Here is a 17,572-nt window from a genome sequence, read left to right on the forward strand (position 1 = left end):
CGGGGGCGTAGTTGCCCGGTTTTTCTTGTTTTTTGTGGGTGCCGCACTTACGCGGCCGCCCGGTTTCTTTCACTGTTTTTTAATAGGAGCCGGCGCCTGGCGTTGAACACCGTATCCAAGGTTTTCACTGTTTTGACAGGAGCTACGCTGGCGTTTACATAGCTTCCAGGTTTTTCAGATTCGAGTACAAGATAAATATTTAATTCGATTTTCAAATAAACTTTTCCTGATGCTCGGGAAGGGAATTGCTGTAAAACGTTACACAAACTGCGGTAAAACTGCTGTAAATAAATATGATCGATTAATATCCTGGCATTAAACACATCTTGATATTCCCAAATACAAAAAGCTGCCCGGAGGCAGCTTTTTTCACTCACACATAAACTGGATTGATCGTTAACGTCTTTATTTGATAGCCTGCATGGATGCTTTGGCGGCTTCAATGGTAAATTCGATGTCTTCCTGCCCCAGCGCATGGGAAATAAACCAGCTTTCGAAAGCGGAGGGCGGCAGGTACACGCCTCTTTCGAGCATGGCGTGGAAAAAGCGGCGGAACAGTTCGTTGTTGGCGCCGGAGGCAGCGGTAAAATCCACAATGGGGTACTCGGCAAAGTGTACGCTCATCATGGAACCGATGTGGTTGACCTGGTGCACAACACCTGCTGCGCCCAGCGCGCCGCGGAGGCCGGCTACCAGCTGGCCCGTTTTTTCTTCCAGCTGGGTGTAAATGGCAGGGCGTTCATTCAGCGTTTTCAGCAGGGTATAACCGGCAATCATGGCTATGGGGTTGCCGCTGAGGGTACCGGCCTGGTACACCTTGCCGGCGGGGGCCACATGTTCCATGATCTCGCGCCGGCCGGCAAATGCACCTACGGGCATGCCGCCGCCAATGATCTTGCCAAAGGTCACCAGGTCTGCCTTGATGTTGAACAGCTCCTGCGCGCCGCCTTTGGCGAGGCGGAAACCGGTCATCACTTCGTCCATAATAAACACAATGCCATGCTGGTCACACAGCGCGCGCAGGCCTTCCAGGAAGCCCGCCTGAGGCAGGATGCAGCCCATGTTGCCCGCTACCGGCTCTACAATAATGGCGGCCACCTGTTCAGGGTGTTCCGCTATCAATTGTTCAACAGCGGGCAGGTTGTTGTAGGGCGCGGTAAGCGTGTCTTCCGCTACGGTGGCCGTTACACCGGGCACCGCCTGTATGCCGAGCGTGGCCACGCCGCTGCCGGCGCTTACCAGGAAAGAGTCTGCGTGGCCATGGTAGTTGCCGTCAAATTTGATCACCTTGTTTCTGCCGGTGAAGCCGCGGGCCAGGCGCAGCGCGCTCATACAGGCCTCCGTACCGGAATTTACCATGCGCACCATGTCTATATTCGGCACCATGCTTATGATCAGTTCCGCCACTTCTACTTCCAGCTGCGTAGGCGCGCCAAAAGAAGTGGAGTAGGTGGCATATTCCTGTATGGCCTTTACCACGGGCTCGTACGCATGGCCCAATATCATAGGGCCCCAGGAGTTGATGTAGTCAACGTAGCGGTTGCCGTCTACATCATACATATAAGCGCCCTTGGCGTGCTGCATGAAAACAGGCGTGCCGCCTACGCTTTTGAATGCACGTACGGGAGAGTTCACACCGCCGGGTATTACTTTGCCGGCTTGTTCAAACAGGGCTTTGCTTTTTGTAAACATGCAGATGAAATTTTTTATTTGTTCAGTAAATGGACAGCGTCTTTGGCAAAATAGGTGGCAATCAGGTCTGCGCCGGCGCGTTTGATGCTGGTGAGGCTTTCCAATACCGCTTTTTCTTCGTTGAGCCATCCCATTTTGGCGGCCGCCTTGATCATGGCGTATTCCCCGCTTACATGGTAGGCGCTGACGGGAACGGTTACGCTGTCTTTGACCAGCCTGATAATGTCCAGGTAGGCCATGGCGGGTTTTACCATCACAATGTCCGCGCCTTCTTCCACGTCCATCAGGGTTTCTTTTAATGCTTCACGGGCATTGGCATAATCCATCTGATAGGTCTTCTTGTCCCCGAAACCGGGCGCAGAGTCCAGCGCATCGCGGAAGGGGCCGTAAAAACAGCTGGCATATTTGGCGCTGTAGGCCATAATGCCGGTTTTGGTAAAGTTATTGTCTTCCAGCGCTTCGCGTATGGCCAGTATGCGGCCGTCCATCATATCACTGGGGGCTACAATGTCCGCACCGGCCTGTGCGTGGCTCACGCTCATTTCCGCGAGCACGTTCACGGTGGCGTCGTTCACTATTTCTTCTCCCTCCACAATACCGTCGTGGCCAAAGGAAGAGTAAGGGTCCAGCGCTACGTCTGTCATTACCACCATGCCGGGCACGGCGTCTTTCACGGTTTTGACGGCGCGCTGCATCAGCCCGTCAGGGTTGAGGGCTTCGGTGCCTTTATTGTCTTTCAGCCCATCCGCACATTTGATGAACAGCAATACGCTTCTGATGCCCAATGCCCAAAGCTCTTTTGCTTCTTTGGCCGTGAGGTCCAGCGAATGGCGGTAGTAGCCCGGCATGGAGGAAATTTCTTCCTTCACGCCTTTGCCTTCCGTTACGAACAGCGGCGCAATGAAATTGGCCGGCGTCAGTATGGTCTCCGCTACCATGGCCCTGATGGCGGGTGTGTTGCGTAAAATCCTGTTTCTTCTGATCATCTTCTTCTGATTTATGTTCAACAAATTTTATGATTCCTTTACCCAGTCCCGCGGCTTCAGGTATTCCAGCAGTGTTGCTTCGGGGCTGCCGGGGGAGGGGTGATAATCATACTCCCAGCGTGCTTTTGCGGGCAGGCTCATCAGTATGGACTCTATGCGGCCGTTTGTTTTGAGGCCAAAGAGGGTGCCCCTGTCATGAATGAGGTTGAACTCCACGTAGCGGCCGCGGCGGTACTCCTGCCAGTGTACCTGCGCGTCTGTGTAGGGGAGGTCTTTCCGTTTTTCCACCAGCGGAAGGTACGAAGGAATGAACGCATTTCCGTTGGATACCTGGAACTGCAGCAGGTCTTCCGCCGTGCGCCCCGGCTGGGGACGGAGGTAGTCGTAAAAGATGCCGCCAATGCCGCGCGCCTCATTGTTCCGGTGCTTATTCACAAAATATTCGTCGCAATGTTTTTTGTACTGCGGGTACAGTGCTTTGCCGAAGGGATCGCAGGCTTCCTTGAAGGTGCGGTGAAAATGCGCGCCGTCTTCCTCGAATATATAATAGGGCGTAAGGTCTGCTCCGCCGCCAAACCAGCAATCCGCAACAGCGCCGTTTTCCCCGTACAGCTCAAAATACCGGAAGTTGGCGTGGACGGTGGGTACAAAAGGATTTTGCGGGTGTATCACCAGCGATATGCCGGCTGCCAGAAAGCGGCTGTTGTCTGCCACCTTGAACTGCTGCGCCATTACCGGCGGCAATTGGCCGTGTACCACGGAGGTATTAACGCCGCCTTTCTGGAACACGTTGCCGTCTGCAATTACACGGGTAATGCCGCCACCGCCGCCCTCGCGCTCCCACTTGTCTTCCCGGAAGGTTGCTTTCCCGTCTGCCGTTTCCAGCGCGGCGCAGATCTTGTTCTGCAACTGGTGGATATATGGAATGAATTGCTCTTTAATGCTCATGGCTACACTGGTTTATGCAAAACTCTTTACAGCTTCTACAAAGGCTTTGGCATGGTCTACCGGGATGTTGGGCAAAATGCCGTGGCCCAGGTTGGCAATGTAGCGCTGCGGGCCAAAAGCGGTGATCATTTCTTTTACGGCCTTCCGGATGTCAGGGATGGGTTTCATCAGTTGCGCCGGGTCAAAGTTGCCCTGCAGGGTAACGGCGGGACCGGCAAACTGGCGGGCCAGCTGCGGTTTGATGCACCAGTCCAGGCCCAGGCCCTGCGCCCCGGTGGCGGCCATTTCTTCCAGCGCAAACCAGGCGCCTTTGGCAAACACGATCACGGGGCAAACGCCCTGCAGTGCGGCTACAATGCGGCGGATGTATTGGAGGGAAAGCTCTTCAAAGTCCTGCGGGCCCAGCAGCCCGCCCCATGAGTCGAAGATCTGCACTACGTCCGCGCCTGCGGCCACCTGTGCCTTCAGGTAGAGGATGGTGGTTTCGGTAAGGCGGTGCAGCAGCTCGTGCGCTACTACAGGCTGGGTGTAGCAAAAGGCTTTGGCCTCATCAAAGGTTTTGGAGCCTTTGCCCTGTACCATGTAGCACAGCAGCGTCCACGGCGCACCGGCAAAACCGATGAGGGGCACGCGGCCGGCCAGGGTCTGTTTGGTGAGGCGCAGGGCGTCCATCACGTAATGGAGGCGGTCTTCTACATCGGGGATGACGATACGCTCCAGGTCTGCAGCGGATTTCACCGGCTGGGGCAGCAGGGGGCCTACTTTTTCCACCAGTTGCACCTCCATGCCCATAGCCTGCGGTACTACCAGGATGTCTGAAAAAATAATGGCGGCGTCTACGCCCACCTGGTCTACCGGCATTACGGTAATTTCGGTGGCCAGCTCAGGCGTCTGGCAGCGCTCGAAAAAGGAATATTTATCGCGCAGTTTGATATAATCAGGCAGAAAGCGCCCGGCCTGGCGCATCATCCATACCGGGGGGCGCGGTACGGGCGTGCCCGCCAGCGCTTTTAACAACAAGTCATTCTGTAATCCGCTCATTCGTAGCAATTGATATTGTCAAAGTAATAAATAGCTGTTCCAAGCAGGGCGTCTGCAGACGGTTCGTGACTGGTGATCACCCTGTTGTCCGTCACGTCCCGGAGGGCGGCGGCGGTGGTTTCCCCGATGGCGAAACAAACGGTGTGCCTGGGCGGTGTGTTCACGGAGAAAAAGCTCCGTACGCCGCTGGGGCTTGAAAAGAGGATGCCGTCGTATTCCTTTTCTACTACCGTGGGTGTTTCTGTAGTATTGTACACTACCATTTCCTCCACTGCTATGTTGTGTGCCCGCAGTGTGTCCGGCAGTTCGCCACGGCGGATGTTGCCGCAAAGGAACGTGACGGCGGGCACCTGGTCTTCCATGATCTTTTGGGCCAGTTCTGTGCCGTTGGCGGCGGTGCCGGCTATGAGTATGCCGGGCATGTTCTCTTCCACAGCCTGGCGGGTGGCGCCCTGGAGGCAGTATACACGCACGTCTGCCAATTGAGGGCCGTGGAAGGGCAACCGGTGCTCCCAAAGGAAGGAAGGCAATACGCTGCTTACAGCGCCTACCGCATGCCGGCTGGTGAACACCAGCACCCCGCTTTTCCAGCTGAGTGACATTATCCTGTGTTCAATCTCTTCCGTGGTCACTGCGGTAACGTCAATGAACATCCGGTCTTCCACCGCAATACCATGCCCCGCCGCTTCCTCTTTAAGTTCCGGCGGCAATGCTTTGGTGCTGAGTATGGCATATTTAGCGTTGAACATTTCTGATGGCTTCGATCACTGCGCGGCCGCCGTTTGCCAGCACTTCTTCCGCCGCGTTTGCCCCCATGCCCTGCGTGGCGCCGGGAGCGCCCTGGCGGGTAACGGTAAAAGAAGCATCTCCGGTGAGGCTGCAGAGGTTGCCCTCAAAGTGCAGTTGCCCTTCCCTGATCTGCGCGTAGGCGCTGATGGGGGTGGTGCAGCCGCCCAGCAGGGTGCGCAGGAACTCGCGTTCCACGCCGGTGCAAAGGGCGGTATCCGCATGGTGCAGGGGAGCCAGGGCCTCCCTGATGTAAGCGTCGTTTTCACGGCAGGCGGCCACTATGGCGCCTTGCGCGGGAGCGGGCAGCATCCAGTCCAGTATTACGGACTTTTCGGGGCGCACATTGATGCGTTCTACGCCCGCCGCCGCAAAAATGGCGGCGTCCCAGTTCTCGGCCGCCAGTTTCTCCAGCCGCCTGATCACATTGCCGCGCAGGTTGTGCAGCTGGTGGCGCGGGTAACGCCGCAGCCACTGCGCCTTGCGGCGTATGCTGCTGGTGCCGATGTGGGCGGTATATGCAGGATCATTTAAAAAATCAGTATCGTGTTTGTATACCAGCAGGTCTTTTACCGGGCCGCGCTCCAGCACGGCCGCATTGATGATGCCCTGCGGCAATTGGGTAGGCACGTCTTTAAAGGAGTGAACGGCGATGTCTATGCGGCTGTTCAGCAGGGCCAGGTCCAGGCTTTTGGTGAAGATGCCCTGTACGCCTATCTCGTAAAGGGGGGTGACTAGGTCTATATCGCCTTCGCTTTTGATCGGTACCAGTGCTACCGTATGCCCGTTATTGGTTAAAAGGTCCCTTACCAGGGTGGCCTGCCACATGGCGAGCTGGCTGTCCCGGGTGCCTATCCTGATAATTTTTTCCATCGTTTACTCGTGATTAACGCCGGTCTCGAAAATGTCGCTGATCATGGCAATGTAATCATCGCCTTTATCAGTTTCCCTGCGCACTTTACCGGCCATCAAATTGATCATTTTCTGGATGATGCGGGAAGAAACTTCCTCCAGGTCTTCCAGGTTGTATTGTGCGCCGTTCTTTTGTTCTTTGATTTCCCGTGCATGGATCTCCGTGAGCTTTTCCTTCACTGCTTTCAGCACTACGGCATGTTTGCGCATCTTGAACCAGTAAAGGAACTCTTCCATGTGCTCATCAATAATGGACATGGCCTTGGGCACTTCACTGAGGCGCATCTGCAGTGTTTCATCCTGCACTTTGCTCAGGTCGTCCACGTTGATCACTTCCACATGCTCCAGTTCCCGTACTTCAGGGGCTACGTTGAAGGGGATGGACAGGTCTATGATCAGTTTGCGGCCGGCGCCTTCCATGTGCGCGGGCAAAATGGTGGGTTGCGGGGCGTTGGTGGCTACCAGTATCACGTCTGCCTGCTGCAGCGTGGCGTCCATCTGCTCGTAGGGCGTGTACTGCAGGCCGTGCTGGCCGGCAAACTCTTCCGCTACGGCGGTGGTGCGGTTAATGAGCGTAATATTGCGTACGCCCAGGTATTCCATCATGTTCTTGCAGGTGTTGCGGCCTATTTTGCCGACGCCCAGCAGCACAATGTTCTTGTTATGGCAAATGTCCGGCACTTTCTTTTCCAGCATGCGTACGGCGGCAAAGGCCACGGATACGGTGCCGGAGCTGAGGCCGGTCTCGTTCTTGATGAGCTTGGATACCTGCAGCACGCTGTTCACCAGCCGCTCCAGGAAAGTGCCAATGGAGCCATGCGCCTTGGCAAACTTGGCGGCGCCTTTGATCTGGCCGATGATCTCGTAGTCTCCCAGTATCTGTGAATCCAGCCCGGTGCCTACCTGGTACAGGTGGCGCACGGCGTCTTCTCCTGATCGCTGATAGGCCAGCTCCGCAAACACCTGCGGGTTACCGCTGGCGGCGTTGCACAACAAATCCCGCAGCACGGCGGCCTCTGTGGCAAAACCATAAATTTCGGTACGGTTACAGGTGGAGAGTACGAACAAGTCTGTAAGGCCGGCCTCGCGGGCGGTTGCTAACAGTTGCTGGTATTGGTCCTGGTTAATGGCATATAGTCCCCGGATCGCAGCGTCAGTTTTCTTATAGTTGATTCCAACAATATGAAAATGTGATATGTCTTTGGGCTGATTGACCTGCATGTTTTTCTTAAAAGCTTCCGGGTGCAAAAATACTGGCATACGCTTCAAAACCGCGTCCTTAGCTGTCACTACTGTGTCATTTCTACCCCTGTTCACAGAGGCTTCCAAAAAATGATCTTCATCATGTTTTATCATATGCGGCATGTACATGCGTTTACAGGGATGTTCACCTGCAAGTTACAGATAAAATTGCGGATGATGATTGACCGGAATCATGCGCCGGCCAAAGCCTCCGGCCCTTTTATTCTAACAATTTAATGACAGAACATGCCTGATATAGCATGAAAAGCGCTTACTTTTGCAACAATTTTATAGGTTTATGGTCGCAAAATCTGATACAGCCATCGTATTGATGAACCTGGGCTCTCCGGATTCCACGGAAGTGCCTGATGTTAAGAAGTACCTGCTTGAATTTCTGATGGACAAACGGGTGATAGACTACCCCTGGCTGATGCGCAAGCTGCTGGTGGGCGGTGTTATTGTTCCCCGCCGGGCGGAGAAAAGCGCTGAAGCGTATAAAAGCATCTGGTGGCCGGAAGGTTCCCCGTTGATCGTACTCACCAAACAATTGCAGAAGGCGCTGCAGCATGACCTGGAAATGCCGGTGGAGATCACCATGCGTTACGGCAACCCTTCTCCCGCCGCTACGTTCGACAAACTGGCGAAAGAGCACCCGGGCCTGAAGGAAGTGGTGCTGGTGCCCCTGTACCCCCACTATGCCATGAGCAGCTACGAAACAGCGGCAGAATATGCCAAAGCGGTGTACCAGCGCAAACAATACCCTTTTGAACTGAAAATAGTACAACCCTGGTACCGCCGCGAAGAATACATCCATGCGCTGGCGGAAAGCATGCGGCCTTATGTGGAGCAGGACTTTGACTACCTGCTGTTCAGCTACCACGGCGTACCGGTCAGGCACATACGAAAGGGAGACATCACCGGTTCGCATTGCCTGAAGGTGAATGATTGCTGCCATGTAGATTCCAAAGCCCATACACAGTGCTACCGCCACCAGGTGATCATCACCTCGGAGCTGGTGGCGGAGAGGCTGGGCATTCCCAAACACAAGTGGGGCGTGTCTTTCCAGTCGAGGTTGGGCCGTGAGGAATGGATCAGGCCCTATACGGCGGAGCGTTTTGAGGCCCTGCCGAAAGAAGGGGTGAAGAAGTTGCTGGTGGCCTGCCCGGCCTTTGTGTCTGACTGCCTGGAAACGCTGGAAGAAATTGCGGTGGAAGGGAAACATACGTTCATCAACGCCGGGGGAGACAGTTTTACCATGATCCCCTGTTTAAACACGCACCCGCTGTGGGTGCAGGCCGTCAGTACGCTTTGCCGCGAGGTGATGGAGCCGGTGTCTGCCTGAGGGAGGGGGATCCGGCGGGCGTAACCGGCAAGATAAAGCGCAGCGTACCTCTACGCAAAAAAAGCGCGTTCCCAGAAGTAATTCAAAAAGCGCACCCGATACGTACATTTTCATGAAAAGGCACAACTGCAGAAAGTTGCGCCTTTTTTATGGACGGCCGCCCGTTTATTCCGCTTTTTTTCGGTAAATTCATTCAGCAAAATTCCATCGCTGATGATCTTGGCCGTTCTTAAAGAAAAAGCAGGAGAAAACAGGGTATCGCTCGTTCCGGAAGTCGTTAAACAGATTGTGCAGCAACAGGTAACGGTGTGGGTGGAAGCAGGCGCGGGCGCACAGGCATTTTACCCGGACGAAGCGTACCGGGAGGCCGGTGCGGAGATCAAAACCCGCGCAGAGCTGCTGCAGCAGGCGGACATGCTGCTGAGCATCCGCCCGCCCGCCACGGAAGAATGGAAAAACGTGCCTGCCGGCAAAATATGGCTGGGCATTTATCAACCCCTCTACAACCCCGCCCTGATGCAGCAATGGGCGGAAAAACAGTTTTCCGTATTCAGTCTTGACACCATTCCCCGCACCACCCGCGCGCAAAGCATGGACGTGCTCAGCTCCCAGGCCAATATAGCCGGTTACAAGGCCGTACTGCTGGCGGCGTATACCTATTCCCGGTATTTTCCCATGTTCATGACGGCCGCGGGCAGCATTCCGCCCGCCAAAGTGCTGATATTGGGCGCCGGGGTGGCCGGTTTGCAGGCCATTGCCACCGCCCGCAGGCTGGGCGCCGTGGTGGAAGTGTTCGATACCCGCCCTGCCGTGAAAGAAGAGGTGATGAGCCTGGGCGCAAAGTTCGTGGAAGTAGAAGGCGCGGCAGACGCTTCAAAGGCCGGTGGCTACGCGGTAGAACAGTCTGCCGACTATAAATTGAAGCAGGAACAGAAAATAGCGGAAAGCGCCGCGAGGGCAGACATTGTGATCACCACCGCGCAGATCCCCGGAAAACCCGCGCCCATCCTGATCACGAAAGAGATGGTGAGTAACATGAAAAACGGCTCCGTGATCATAGACCTGGCCGCCGCCACCGGGGGCAATACGGAGGTGACCAAAAATGAGGAGACCATTGTACACGGCGGTGTAACGGTGATAGGCAATTCAGACCTGGCCGGTACCGCGCCCGCGGATGCCAGCAAGCTGTATGCCCGCAATGTGCTCAATTTCCTGAAGCTCATCATCAGCAAAGAAGGCCAGGTACATCTCAATTTTGAGGACGACCTGGTGAAGGGCACCTGCATCACCCACCAGGGCGAAATTGTGAATGACCGGGTGAAACAGCTGCAGGCCGCTGCCGTATAGTATTTCAACAAAATTATAACTCCTTGCATATGAGCGCAGTACTGGACTTTTTACAACTGCATATCGAGATGGTGTACATCGTGATACTGTCTGTTTTCCTGGGTATAGAAGTGATCTCCCGTGTGCCTTCCGTGTTGCATACACCGCTCATGAGCGGCGCCAACGCCATTCATGGCGTGGTGATCATAGGCGCCATTATTGTAATGGGCAAGGCGGAAGCAGACAACTACCTGGCGCTGGTGCTGGGGTTTTTAGCGGTGATACTGGGCACGCTCAATGTGGTAGGCGGTTTTGTGGTGACAGACAGAATGCTGGAAATGTTTAAAAAGAAGAAATAATGGAAGCAAGTCTCTTATCCATCGCTTACCTGGTTGGCTCTGTTACATTTATTGTAGGGCTCAAAATGCTCAGCAATCCCGCCACTGCCCGCAAAGGCAACCTGGTGGCGGCGGCAGGCATGTTTGTGGCCATTGTGGGTACTATTTTCCTGTACGAAGAAGGCGGGCGGAAATTACATAATTACGGATGGATATTCGGCGGGCTGCTGATAGGCACGGTAGTTGGCGTGGTGGCGGCAAGGAGGGTGAAAATGACGGCCATGCCGGAGATGGTGAGCATGTTCAACGGCATGGGCGGGGCTTGCGCCATGCTGATATCTATTGTGGAGTTTAATCATTTATCTCATTCGTTGCCTTTGGGCGGTGGCTGGACAAGTTATCCTCCCGGTTACGATTTTGATAAATACCTGTTGGGGAACGTACAGGCAAGCGGCACATTGCTGATCATATTGCTGGGCCTCATCATAGGCACGGTATCTTTTGCAGGCAGCGTGATAGCCTGGGGCAAGCTCAACGGCAAAATAAAAGACTTCGCGTTCAAAGGCCAGCATATTGTGAACCTGGTAGTGCTGGCGGTGATAGTGATACTGGCAGCGTACCTGGTTGCTGTGATCAACAACAGTTATATAGTGCGTATAAATGACGGCAGGGATATAGGCAGCATCATCGCCAACGGTACGCTGTTCACCGTCAAACCCGCCATTACCATTGCTTTTTACGCCATCCTTGCACTATCCGTTACTTACGGCATTTTGTTCGTAATGCCCATTGGCGGCGCAGACATGCCGGTGGTCATTTCCCTGCTCAACTCTTTTACCGGCGTGGCCGCGGCCTGCGGCGGTTTCCTGTACAACAACCCCGTGATGCTCACCGGCGGCATACTGGTAGGTTCTGCCGGTACCATTCTCACCATCCTCATGTGCAAGGCCATGAACCGCTCGCTCAAAAACGTGCTGATCGGTTCCTTTGGCGGCACGCACGCAGGCGGGGCGGCCAAGGAGTACGGCAGCTACAAGGAGATCAGTTTGTCTGATGCGGCGGTAGTGCTGCGTTATGCCAGCAAGGTGATGATCGTTCCGGGGTATGGCCTGGCTGTGGCGCAGGCGCAGCACGTCTGTCACGAACTGGAAAAGCTGCTGGAAGAAAAAGGAGTGGAGGTGAACTATGCCATTCATCCCGTGGCCGGACGCATGCCGGGGCATATGAACGTGCTGCTGGCAGAAGCAGACGTGCCGTATGAAAAGCTGGAAGAAATGGAACAGGCCAACGGCGAAATGAATACTACTGATGCCGTGCTGGTGCTGGGCGCCAATGACGTGGTGAACCCCGCGGCCAAGAACGACCCCGCCAGCCCCATTTACGGCATGCCTATACTGGAAGTGGAGAACGCCAAAATGGTGATCGTGAATAAACGCAGCATGAAACCCGGCTACGCCGGCATTGAGAACGAATTGTTCTTTCAGCCTAAAACTTCCATGCTGTTCGGCGATGCAAAATCAGTGCTGCAGCAGCTGGTAGGAGAAGTAAAAATGTTGTAGGCGGCTCTCCGCGCGCAATTCACTAAATTTGCGGAAAAAGTACCATTGCCTTCTTTACCGTCAGCATTTACAGATACGTTGCAAGGCCTGCCGGGTTACCGCCCCGGGCCGTTCATGGAAGTGCATGCATCCGGCGAGCGCATCACATCGTTGCGGTTGCAACCGCTGAAAGCAACAGATGCGGCGGCGCTTTTTCCCCGGCTCACGGTAACGCCCGTGCCCTGGAGCCGTTATGGCTACTATCTTTCCAGCCGTCCCTCTTTTACGTTCGATCCTTCATTTCATGCCGGCGCATATTACGTGCAGGAAGCATCTTCCATGTTCCTGGAAGAAGCCCTGCGGCAAACGGCAGACCTGCAGCAGCCGTTGAAAGCGCTGGACCTCTGCGCCGCGCCCGGTGGCAAAAGTACGTTGATGCAGGGGGTACTCCACCCGCAGAGCCTGCTGGTGGCCAATGAAGTGATCAAGCCGCGCGCGTCGCTGCTGGCCGATAACATTGCCCGCTGGGGCGCTGAAAATGTGGTGGTCACCAATAATGATCCGCGTGATTTTGCCCGCCTTGAAGAATATTTTGATGTAATCGTAGCAGACGCACCCTGCTCCGGCTCCGGCCTCTTTCGCCGTGACCCTGAGGCCATCAACGAATGGTCACAGGAGAATGTGATGCTCTGCAGCCAGCGCCAGCAAAGGATTCTGGCGGATGTGCTGCCGGCGCTCAAACCGGGCGGCGTACTTGTTTATTCCACCTGCTCTTACGCGCGTGAAGAAGATGAAGCAGTGATGGACTGGCTGCTGGAGAATTTTGAACTGGAAAACTGTCCGCTGCAGCTGCTGCCGGAATGGCATATTGTAGAAACCGTTTCGCCGCGGCACCGCTTGCACGGTTATCGTTTTTACCCGGACCAGGTGAAAGGCGAAGGCTTTTTTATTGCCTGCTTCCGGAAAAAGGGGATGGCAGCATTACCCAAGAAAAACCGTGCGCACCTGAGCCTGTTGCCCCCGCGTGAGGCTGCCCGCATTATTCCCTGGCTGAAAAAGGATGGGGCGCATGTGATGATGCTGCACAACGGGGAAGTGATCATTCTCACGCCCGCCATGGCGGAAGAATTGCCCCTGTTGCAGAAAAACCTGTATATCCGCAAGGCCGGTGTGAAAGCAGGGCAGCTAACGGCAAAAGACCTGGTGCCTGACCATCAGCTGGCGGTGAGCACCTGCATAGGGGCAGACCTGCCGGCCATAGAACTGGGGCTGGAAGATGCGCTGCGTTACCTGCGCAAGGAAGATCTGCAGCTGAACGGTACACAAAAAGGCTGGGCGCTGATGAGATACAACGGGATGAACATGGGCTGGGCCAAGATCTTGCCGAACAGGACCAATAATTATTACCCGAAGGAAATGCGCATTCTGAAGGCCGGAACAGCGGAACCTTGAGCCTGCAACGGTTGTGGCGCAACAACAAATTTGGTTTTTTGTCGTTTCGATATAAATGAAAATTCGTTTTTAACACATATATTCGTTCCCTTAAAGTATTAGAAATTATGTTAAAGTCAGTTTTGTTAGGTGTAATGATGGCCAGTACAGTAGGAGCAGCCGCGCAGGACACGCTTCTTGTACAGGGCAATGCTCCTGATCTTTATTTGACGCATACGGTGAAGAAAGGGGAAACATGGTACAGCCTTGGCCGTTCCTATGGCCTGAGCCCCAAAGATATTGCGGCGAAGAACAGAATGCAGATGGATCAGGGGCTTAGTTTGGGCAAACAGATCACGATCCCTTTAAATAAGAACAATTTTGTACAGTCCAAAGACGCGCAGAACGGTTCGGGCCTCCGCCCGGTATACCACAAGGTAGCCGAGAAGGAAACGCTGTACCGCATTCACGTGCGTTATGCCAAAGTGCCGCTGGACAATGTGCGTCAATGGAACCATATTACCGGAGACGGGGTACAGAAAGACGCTTACCTGGTAGTGGGTTTTGTGAAAGGCAGCGGGCAATCTGCTGTGCTGGCTGCTGCCGCCCCCGTTGCGGAAACCGCTTCGCGCACGCCTGCTGCAGAGCCGGCGGCCAGCAAGCCGCAACCCGCGGAGCCGGTGGTTGCCAGGTCTCAACCCGCTGAACCTGAAACGCGCCCTGCGCCCCGGTCTCAGCCCGCGGAGCCGGAGTCTAAACCGGTGGCCTCTACAGTGCCCACATTGCCTGAAACGCGCCCCGCGCCCCGGTCACAAGCCGCGGAACCGGAAACCCGCCAGGAAACCAGCCTCGGCCGTACGCCTTCCATCCCGGAAGGAGGTTTTGAGCAGATCTACATGCAGCAGACCAACAACGGGCGAAGCACTGTTACGGAAAAAGGCCCTGGCACCTGGTTCAGGAGCAATGCCGTAGTAGGTTCCGGCAAATATTACGCGTTGCATAACAGCGCTCCGCGCGGCACCATCGTAAAAGTGACCAACCCTTTAACAGGCCGTTCCATTTATGCCAAGGTGCTGGACGCCATCCCCCAGTTAAAGGCGAATGCCAACCTCATCATCAAGCTGAGCGATGCGGCGCAGGATGCGCTGGGGATCACGGAAGGGCGGTTTTATTGTGAATTGCATTATGACGAGAAATAATAAAAAAGGCGCCGGTGACGGCGCCTTTTTTAATTCGTTTCAAACCTGAACCCCCGCAGAAATTCCACCACGCCCATCTTCTTTTTGCCCTCCAACTGCAACTCCTCTACGTGGATGTATCCCCCGTTTGCCGCAAATTTCAGGTACGTTTTATGATCTGAGTGTACACTGCCCGGCGTATGCGCATGCTGCACCGGTTCTTTTACGGCCTTGAAGACCTTCAGCGTTTTGCCCTGCAGGCTGGTGAATGCGGCAGGATAGGGACTGAGGCCGCGTATGAGATCATAAATATGGTTGACCGGCTGTTCCCAGTTGATCCGGCAATCTTCCTTGAATATTTTGGGTGCATGTTTCAGTTCCCCGGGGGGAATATTGTTTTGCACGGTGCCCTCAACACCGCCACGGGAGAGGGCTTCCACCGTTTTTATCAATACATCTGCACCGGCTTTCATCAGGTCGTCATGCAGTTCTCCGGCCGTTTCATCTTCGCGGATGGCCACCCGGGAAGCAAAGAGAATGTTGCCGGTATCAATTTCGTGCTGCAGTTTGAAGGTGGTAACGCCTGATTCTTTTTCGCCGTTGATGATAGCCCAGTTAATGGGCGCCGCGCCGCGGTATTGCGGCAGCAGCGAGGCATGTACGTTAATGGTGCCGAGGGGCGGCATATCCCACACCACCTCCGGCAGCATGCGGAAGGCTACTACCACTTGCAGGTCTGCCTGGTAGGAGCGCAGCTCTTCCAGGAAGGCGGGGTTTTTCAGTTTCTCAGGCTGCAGCACGGGTATCTGCTTGCTTGCGGCGTATTGTTTTACCGCGCTTTGCTGCAGTTGCAGCCCCCTGCCCGCCGGCTTGTCTGGCGCGGTAATAACGGCCACCACGTTGTAACCGTGCTGTACCAGCGCATCAAGAGACGCCACGGCAAAGTCTGGCGTGCCCATAAAAATGATCCTCATGGTGCAAATGTATTGAAATTAGGTTTCGGTATATATACAGGCGAATGCACCGTCGGTATTGCAGTGGTTTCCCGCAAGCAGTGCAACAGGCCGGAGCTATTGAAAGTCTTTATATAACAGGTACTTCTTCCTGATCTCCTTAAACGCTTGCAGCCCCGGCGCCCAGCTTTTGCGGATGGCGGCGGCAGATTGCCCGGCCCTGATCTGCGCCTGCAGCGTGCTGTTGCCGGCCAGTTTATTAAAAAAGGCATTAAAGAATTTGCTCTTGTCAGGGAACAGCTTGTAAGCGTTGATCACATAATCCAGGTCTATCTGGCGTACGGTTTTTTGGGCGGGAGCGCTCAGGTCATAACCATAGCAGGTCTGGTCCATCAGCACGGGCGTTTTGGCGCCGGGCATGCTGCGCGGGGTAAAGGAGAACAGGCGTTTGGGCAGCGATGGGTGGCCATATACCTGGAAAGGTTTGCTGGTGCCGCGCCCCAGGCTGAACGCCGTGCCTTCAAAGAGGCAGGTGGAAGGGTAAAGATAGATGGAGCGCATATTGGGCAGGTTGGGAGAGGGCTTTACCGGCAGGCTGTACAGGGTATTGTGGTCATAGTTCTCACAAGTGATCACCGTGAGCAGGCATTGCACGCCGCCTTTCAGCCATCCCTCACCGTTGAGCATTTGGGCATACTCGCCTACCGTCATGCCATGTACAGTGGGGATGGGCTGCATGCCTACAAAGGAGCGGAAGGCAGTGTCCAGCACCGGCCCGTCTACATAGTGCCCATTGGGGTTGGGGCGGTCCAGCACCAACAGCGGTTTGTTGAATGCCGCGGCAGATTCCATCAGTTCCTGCAGGGAGGATATATAGGTATAGAACCTGGTACCCACGTCCTGCAGGTCAAAAACGAGTATGTCCACATCCGCCAGGTCCGCGCTGTCTGCCTGGCGGTGTTTGCCGTAGAGAGACACAATGGGCAGGCCGGTGGCGGGGTCTGTGCTGTTGCCCAGTTTTTCGCCGGCGTCTGCCTGCCCGCGGAAACCATGTTCAGGGCTGAATATCTTCACAATGTTCACCCCGCTTTCCAGGAGGGAATCTACCAGGTGGGAAGGCCCCAATATGGAGGTCTGGTTCACCAGCATGCCCACCCGTTTGTCTTTCAGCAGCGGCAGGTATACGGCGGTACGTTCCGCGCCGGTAGTAACGGTTTGCTGGGAGAAAGCGGGAAAACAGCAGCATAGCAGCAATATGCTTACAAGTTGTTTCATATACCATTGAGTTGAACGCAACAAATTAACGAGCCATGGCCAGAAATCAAAAACAAAATCTGTACCTTCACCTTCTATTATCTCATTTTAAATTATTTATATGCAACAGGTAAAGACCGGAGATACTGTACGGGTACACTACCACGGCCGCTTGAACAACGGTAACACCTTTGATTCCTCAGAAGGCAGGGATCCGCTGGAATTCACTGTGGGCGCCGGTATGGTAATAAAGGGCTTTGACAATGGCGTGCTGGACATGAAGCCTGGAGACAAAAGGACACTGAACATTCCCGTAGAGGAGGCTTACGGTCCAAAAAATGACGAGCTGATCATGGAGTTCCCGAAAGCGAACATCCCGGCAGACCTGAACCCTACCGTTGGCATGGAGCTGCAGATGAGCAATCCGCAGGGCCAGGTGTTCCCCGTAAAAGTGGCCGCTATCGGCACGGAGTTCATCACCCTGGACGCGAACCATCCCCTTGCCGGTGAACCGCTGATTTTTGATATTGAACTGGTTGAGATCGTTTCAGCCTAAAAAATAGAAATATTAGTCAAGTGAAAAAGTAAAAATCGGGGCATCCTGC

The 17,572-nt window shown here is 54.8% G+C and carries 16 protein-coding genes; 7 read left to right on the forward strand and 9 right to left on the reverse strand.

Annotation, left to right across the window (positions count from 1 at the left end; translation table 11 throughout):
- Positions 1-405 precede the first annotated feature (405 nt).
- The 7 genes from hemL to hemA are packed head-to-tail and all read right to left on the reverse strand — an operon-like array spanning position 406 to position 7,586.
- The gene (gene hemL / locus D3A97_RS13650) at positions 406-1,692 is read right to left on the reverse strand and encodes a glutamate-1-semialdehyde 2,1-aminomutase (RefSeq protein WP_119079043.1); all 1,287 of its coding nucleotides are present in this window, start codon (positions 1,690-1,692) and stop codon (positions 406-408) included.
- A 14-nt stretch (positions 1,693-1,706) separates the two neighbouring features.
- Entirely contained in the window at positions 1,707-2,678 is a 972-nt protein-coding gene (hemB, locus tag D3A97_RS13655; protein WP_119079044.1) for a porphobilinogen synthase, read from the reverse strand.
- Between the two features lie 27 nt (positions 2,679-2,705).
- Entirely contained in the window at positions 2,706-3,626 is a 921-nt protein-coding gene (hemF, locus tag D3A97_RS13660) for an oxygen-dependent coproporphyrinogen oxidase (RefSeq protein ID WP_119079045.1), read from the reverse strand.
- Positions 3,627-3,638: 12 nt separating this feature from the next.
- Positions 3,639-4,667 (reverse strand): uroporphyrinogen decarboxylase, encoded by a 1,029-nt coding sequence (gene hemE / locus D3A97_RS13665; RefSeq protein ID WP_119079046.1) that lies wholly within the window; start codon positions 4,665-4,667, stop codon positions 3,639-3,641.
- Positions 4,664-5,416, reverse strand: coding sequence for a uroporphyrinogen-III synthase (locus D3A97_RS13670; protein WP_119079047.1), 753 nt, complete (start codon positions 5,414-5,416; stop codon positions 4,664-4,666). The genes hemE and D3A97_RS13670 overlap by 4 nt, the downstream gene beginning before the upstream one ends.
- Positions 5,403-6,326 carry a hydroxymethylbilane synthase gene (gene hemC / locus D3A97_RS13675; RefSeq protein WP_119079048.1) on the reverse strand — a complete coding sequence of 308 codons (924 nt, stop codon included), beginning with the start codon at positions 6,324-6,326 and terminating at the stop codon, positions 5,403-5,405. The genes D3A97_RS13670 and hemC overlap by 14 nt, the downstream gene beginning before the upstream one ends.
- A gap of 3 nt (positions 6,327-6,329) precedes the next feature.
- The gene (gene hemA / locus D3A97_RS13680; protein ID WP_232825963.1) at positions 6,330-7,586 is read right to left on the reverse strand and encodes a glutamyl-tRNA reductase; all 1,257 of its coding nucleotides are present in this window, start codon (positions 7,584-7,586) and stop codon (positions 6,330-6,332) included.
- Between the two features lie 319 nt (positions 7,587-7,905).
- On the opposite strand from hemA, the gene hemH reads away from it, so the two are divergent.
- The 6 genes from hemH (at position 7,906) to D3A97_RS13710 (ending at position 14,781) form a co-directional block, all read left to right on the forward strand.
- Positions 7,906-8,949 (forward strand): ferrochelatase, encoded by a 1,044-nt coding sequence (hemH, locus tag D3A97_RS13685; RefSeq protein WP_119079049.1) that lies wholly within the window; start codon positions 7,906-7,908, stop codon positions 8,947-8,949.
- A 213-nt stretch (positions 8,950-9,162) separates the two neighbouring features.
- On the forward strand, positions 9,163-10,296 hold the full coding sequence (locus D3A97_RS13690; RefSeq protein ID WP_119079050.1) for a Re/Si-specific NAD(P)(+) transhydrogenase subunit alpha: 1,134 nt from the start codon (positions 9,163-9,165) through the stop codon (positions 10,294-10,296).
- A 29-nt stretch (positions 10,297-10,325) separates the two neighbouring features.
- Positions 10,326-10,634 carry an NAD(P) transhydrogenase subunit alpha part 2 gene (locus tag D3A97_RS13695; protein ID WP_119079051.1) on the forward strand — a complete coding sequence of 103 codons (309 nt, stop codon included), beginning with the start codon at positions 10,326-10,328 and terminating at the stop codon, positions 10,632-10,634.
- Positions 10,634-12,172, forward strand: coding sequence for an NAD(P)(+) transhydrogenase (Re/Si-specific) subunit beta (locus tag D3A97_RS13700; protein ID WP_119079052.1), 1,539 nt, complete (start codon positions 10,634-10,636; stop codon positions 12,170-12,172). The genes D3A97_RS13695 and D3A97_RS13700 overlap by 1 nt, the downstream gene beginning before the upstream one ends.
- 45 nt (positions 12,173-12,217) lie before the next feature.
- The gene (locus tag D3A97_RS13705; protein ID WP_119079053.1) at positions 12,218-13,603 is read left to right on the forward strand and encodes a methyltransferase RsmF C-terminal domain-like protein; all 1,386 of its coding nucleotides are present in this window, start codon (positions 12,218-12,220) and stop codon (positions 13,601-13,603) included.
- Between the two features lie 107 nt (positions 13,604-13,710).
- Entirely contained in the window at positions 13,711-14,781 is a 1,071-nt protein-coding gene (locus D3A97_RS13710; protein WP_119079054.1) for a LysM peptidoglycan-binding domain-containing protein, read from the forward strand.
- A 29-nt stretch (positions 14,782-14,810) separates the two neighbouring features.
- Here D3A97_RS13710 and fmt read toward each other — a convergent pair whose 3' ends face one another.
- Complete coding sequence (gene fmt / locus D3A97_RS13715) at positions 14,811-15,734, reverse strand: methionyl-tRNA formyltransferase (protein WP_119079055.1); 924 nt, start codon at positions 15,732-15,734, stop codon at positions 14,811-14,813.
- 96 nt (positions 15,735-15,830) lie between these two features.
- Positions 15,831-16,988, reverse strand: a complete 1,158-nt coding sequence (locus tag D3A97_RS13720) for an exo-beta-N-acetylmuramidase NamZ family protein (RefSeq protein WP_119079056.1) — start codon at positions 16,986-16,988, stop codon at positions 15,831-15,833.
- Positions 16,989-17,088: 100 nt separating this feature from the next.
- On the opposite strand from D3A97_RS13720, the gene D3A97_RS13725 reads away from it, so the two are divergent.
- The gene (locus D3A97_RS13725) at positions 17,089-17,523 is read left to right on the forward strand and encodes an FKBP-type peptidyl-prolyl cis-trans isomerase (protein ID WP_119079057.1); all 435 of its coding nucleotides are present in this window, start codon (positions 17,089-17,091) and stop codon (positions 17,521-17,523) included.
- The last annotated feature ends 49 nt before the right edge of the window (positions 17,524-17,572 follow it).

The sequence above is a fragment of the Chitinophaga alhagiae genome (genome assembly GCF_003568665.1).
Classification (GTDB): Bacteria; Bacteroidota; Bacteroidia; order Chitinophagales; family Chitinophagaceae; genus Chitinophaga; species Chitinophaga alhagiae.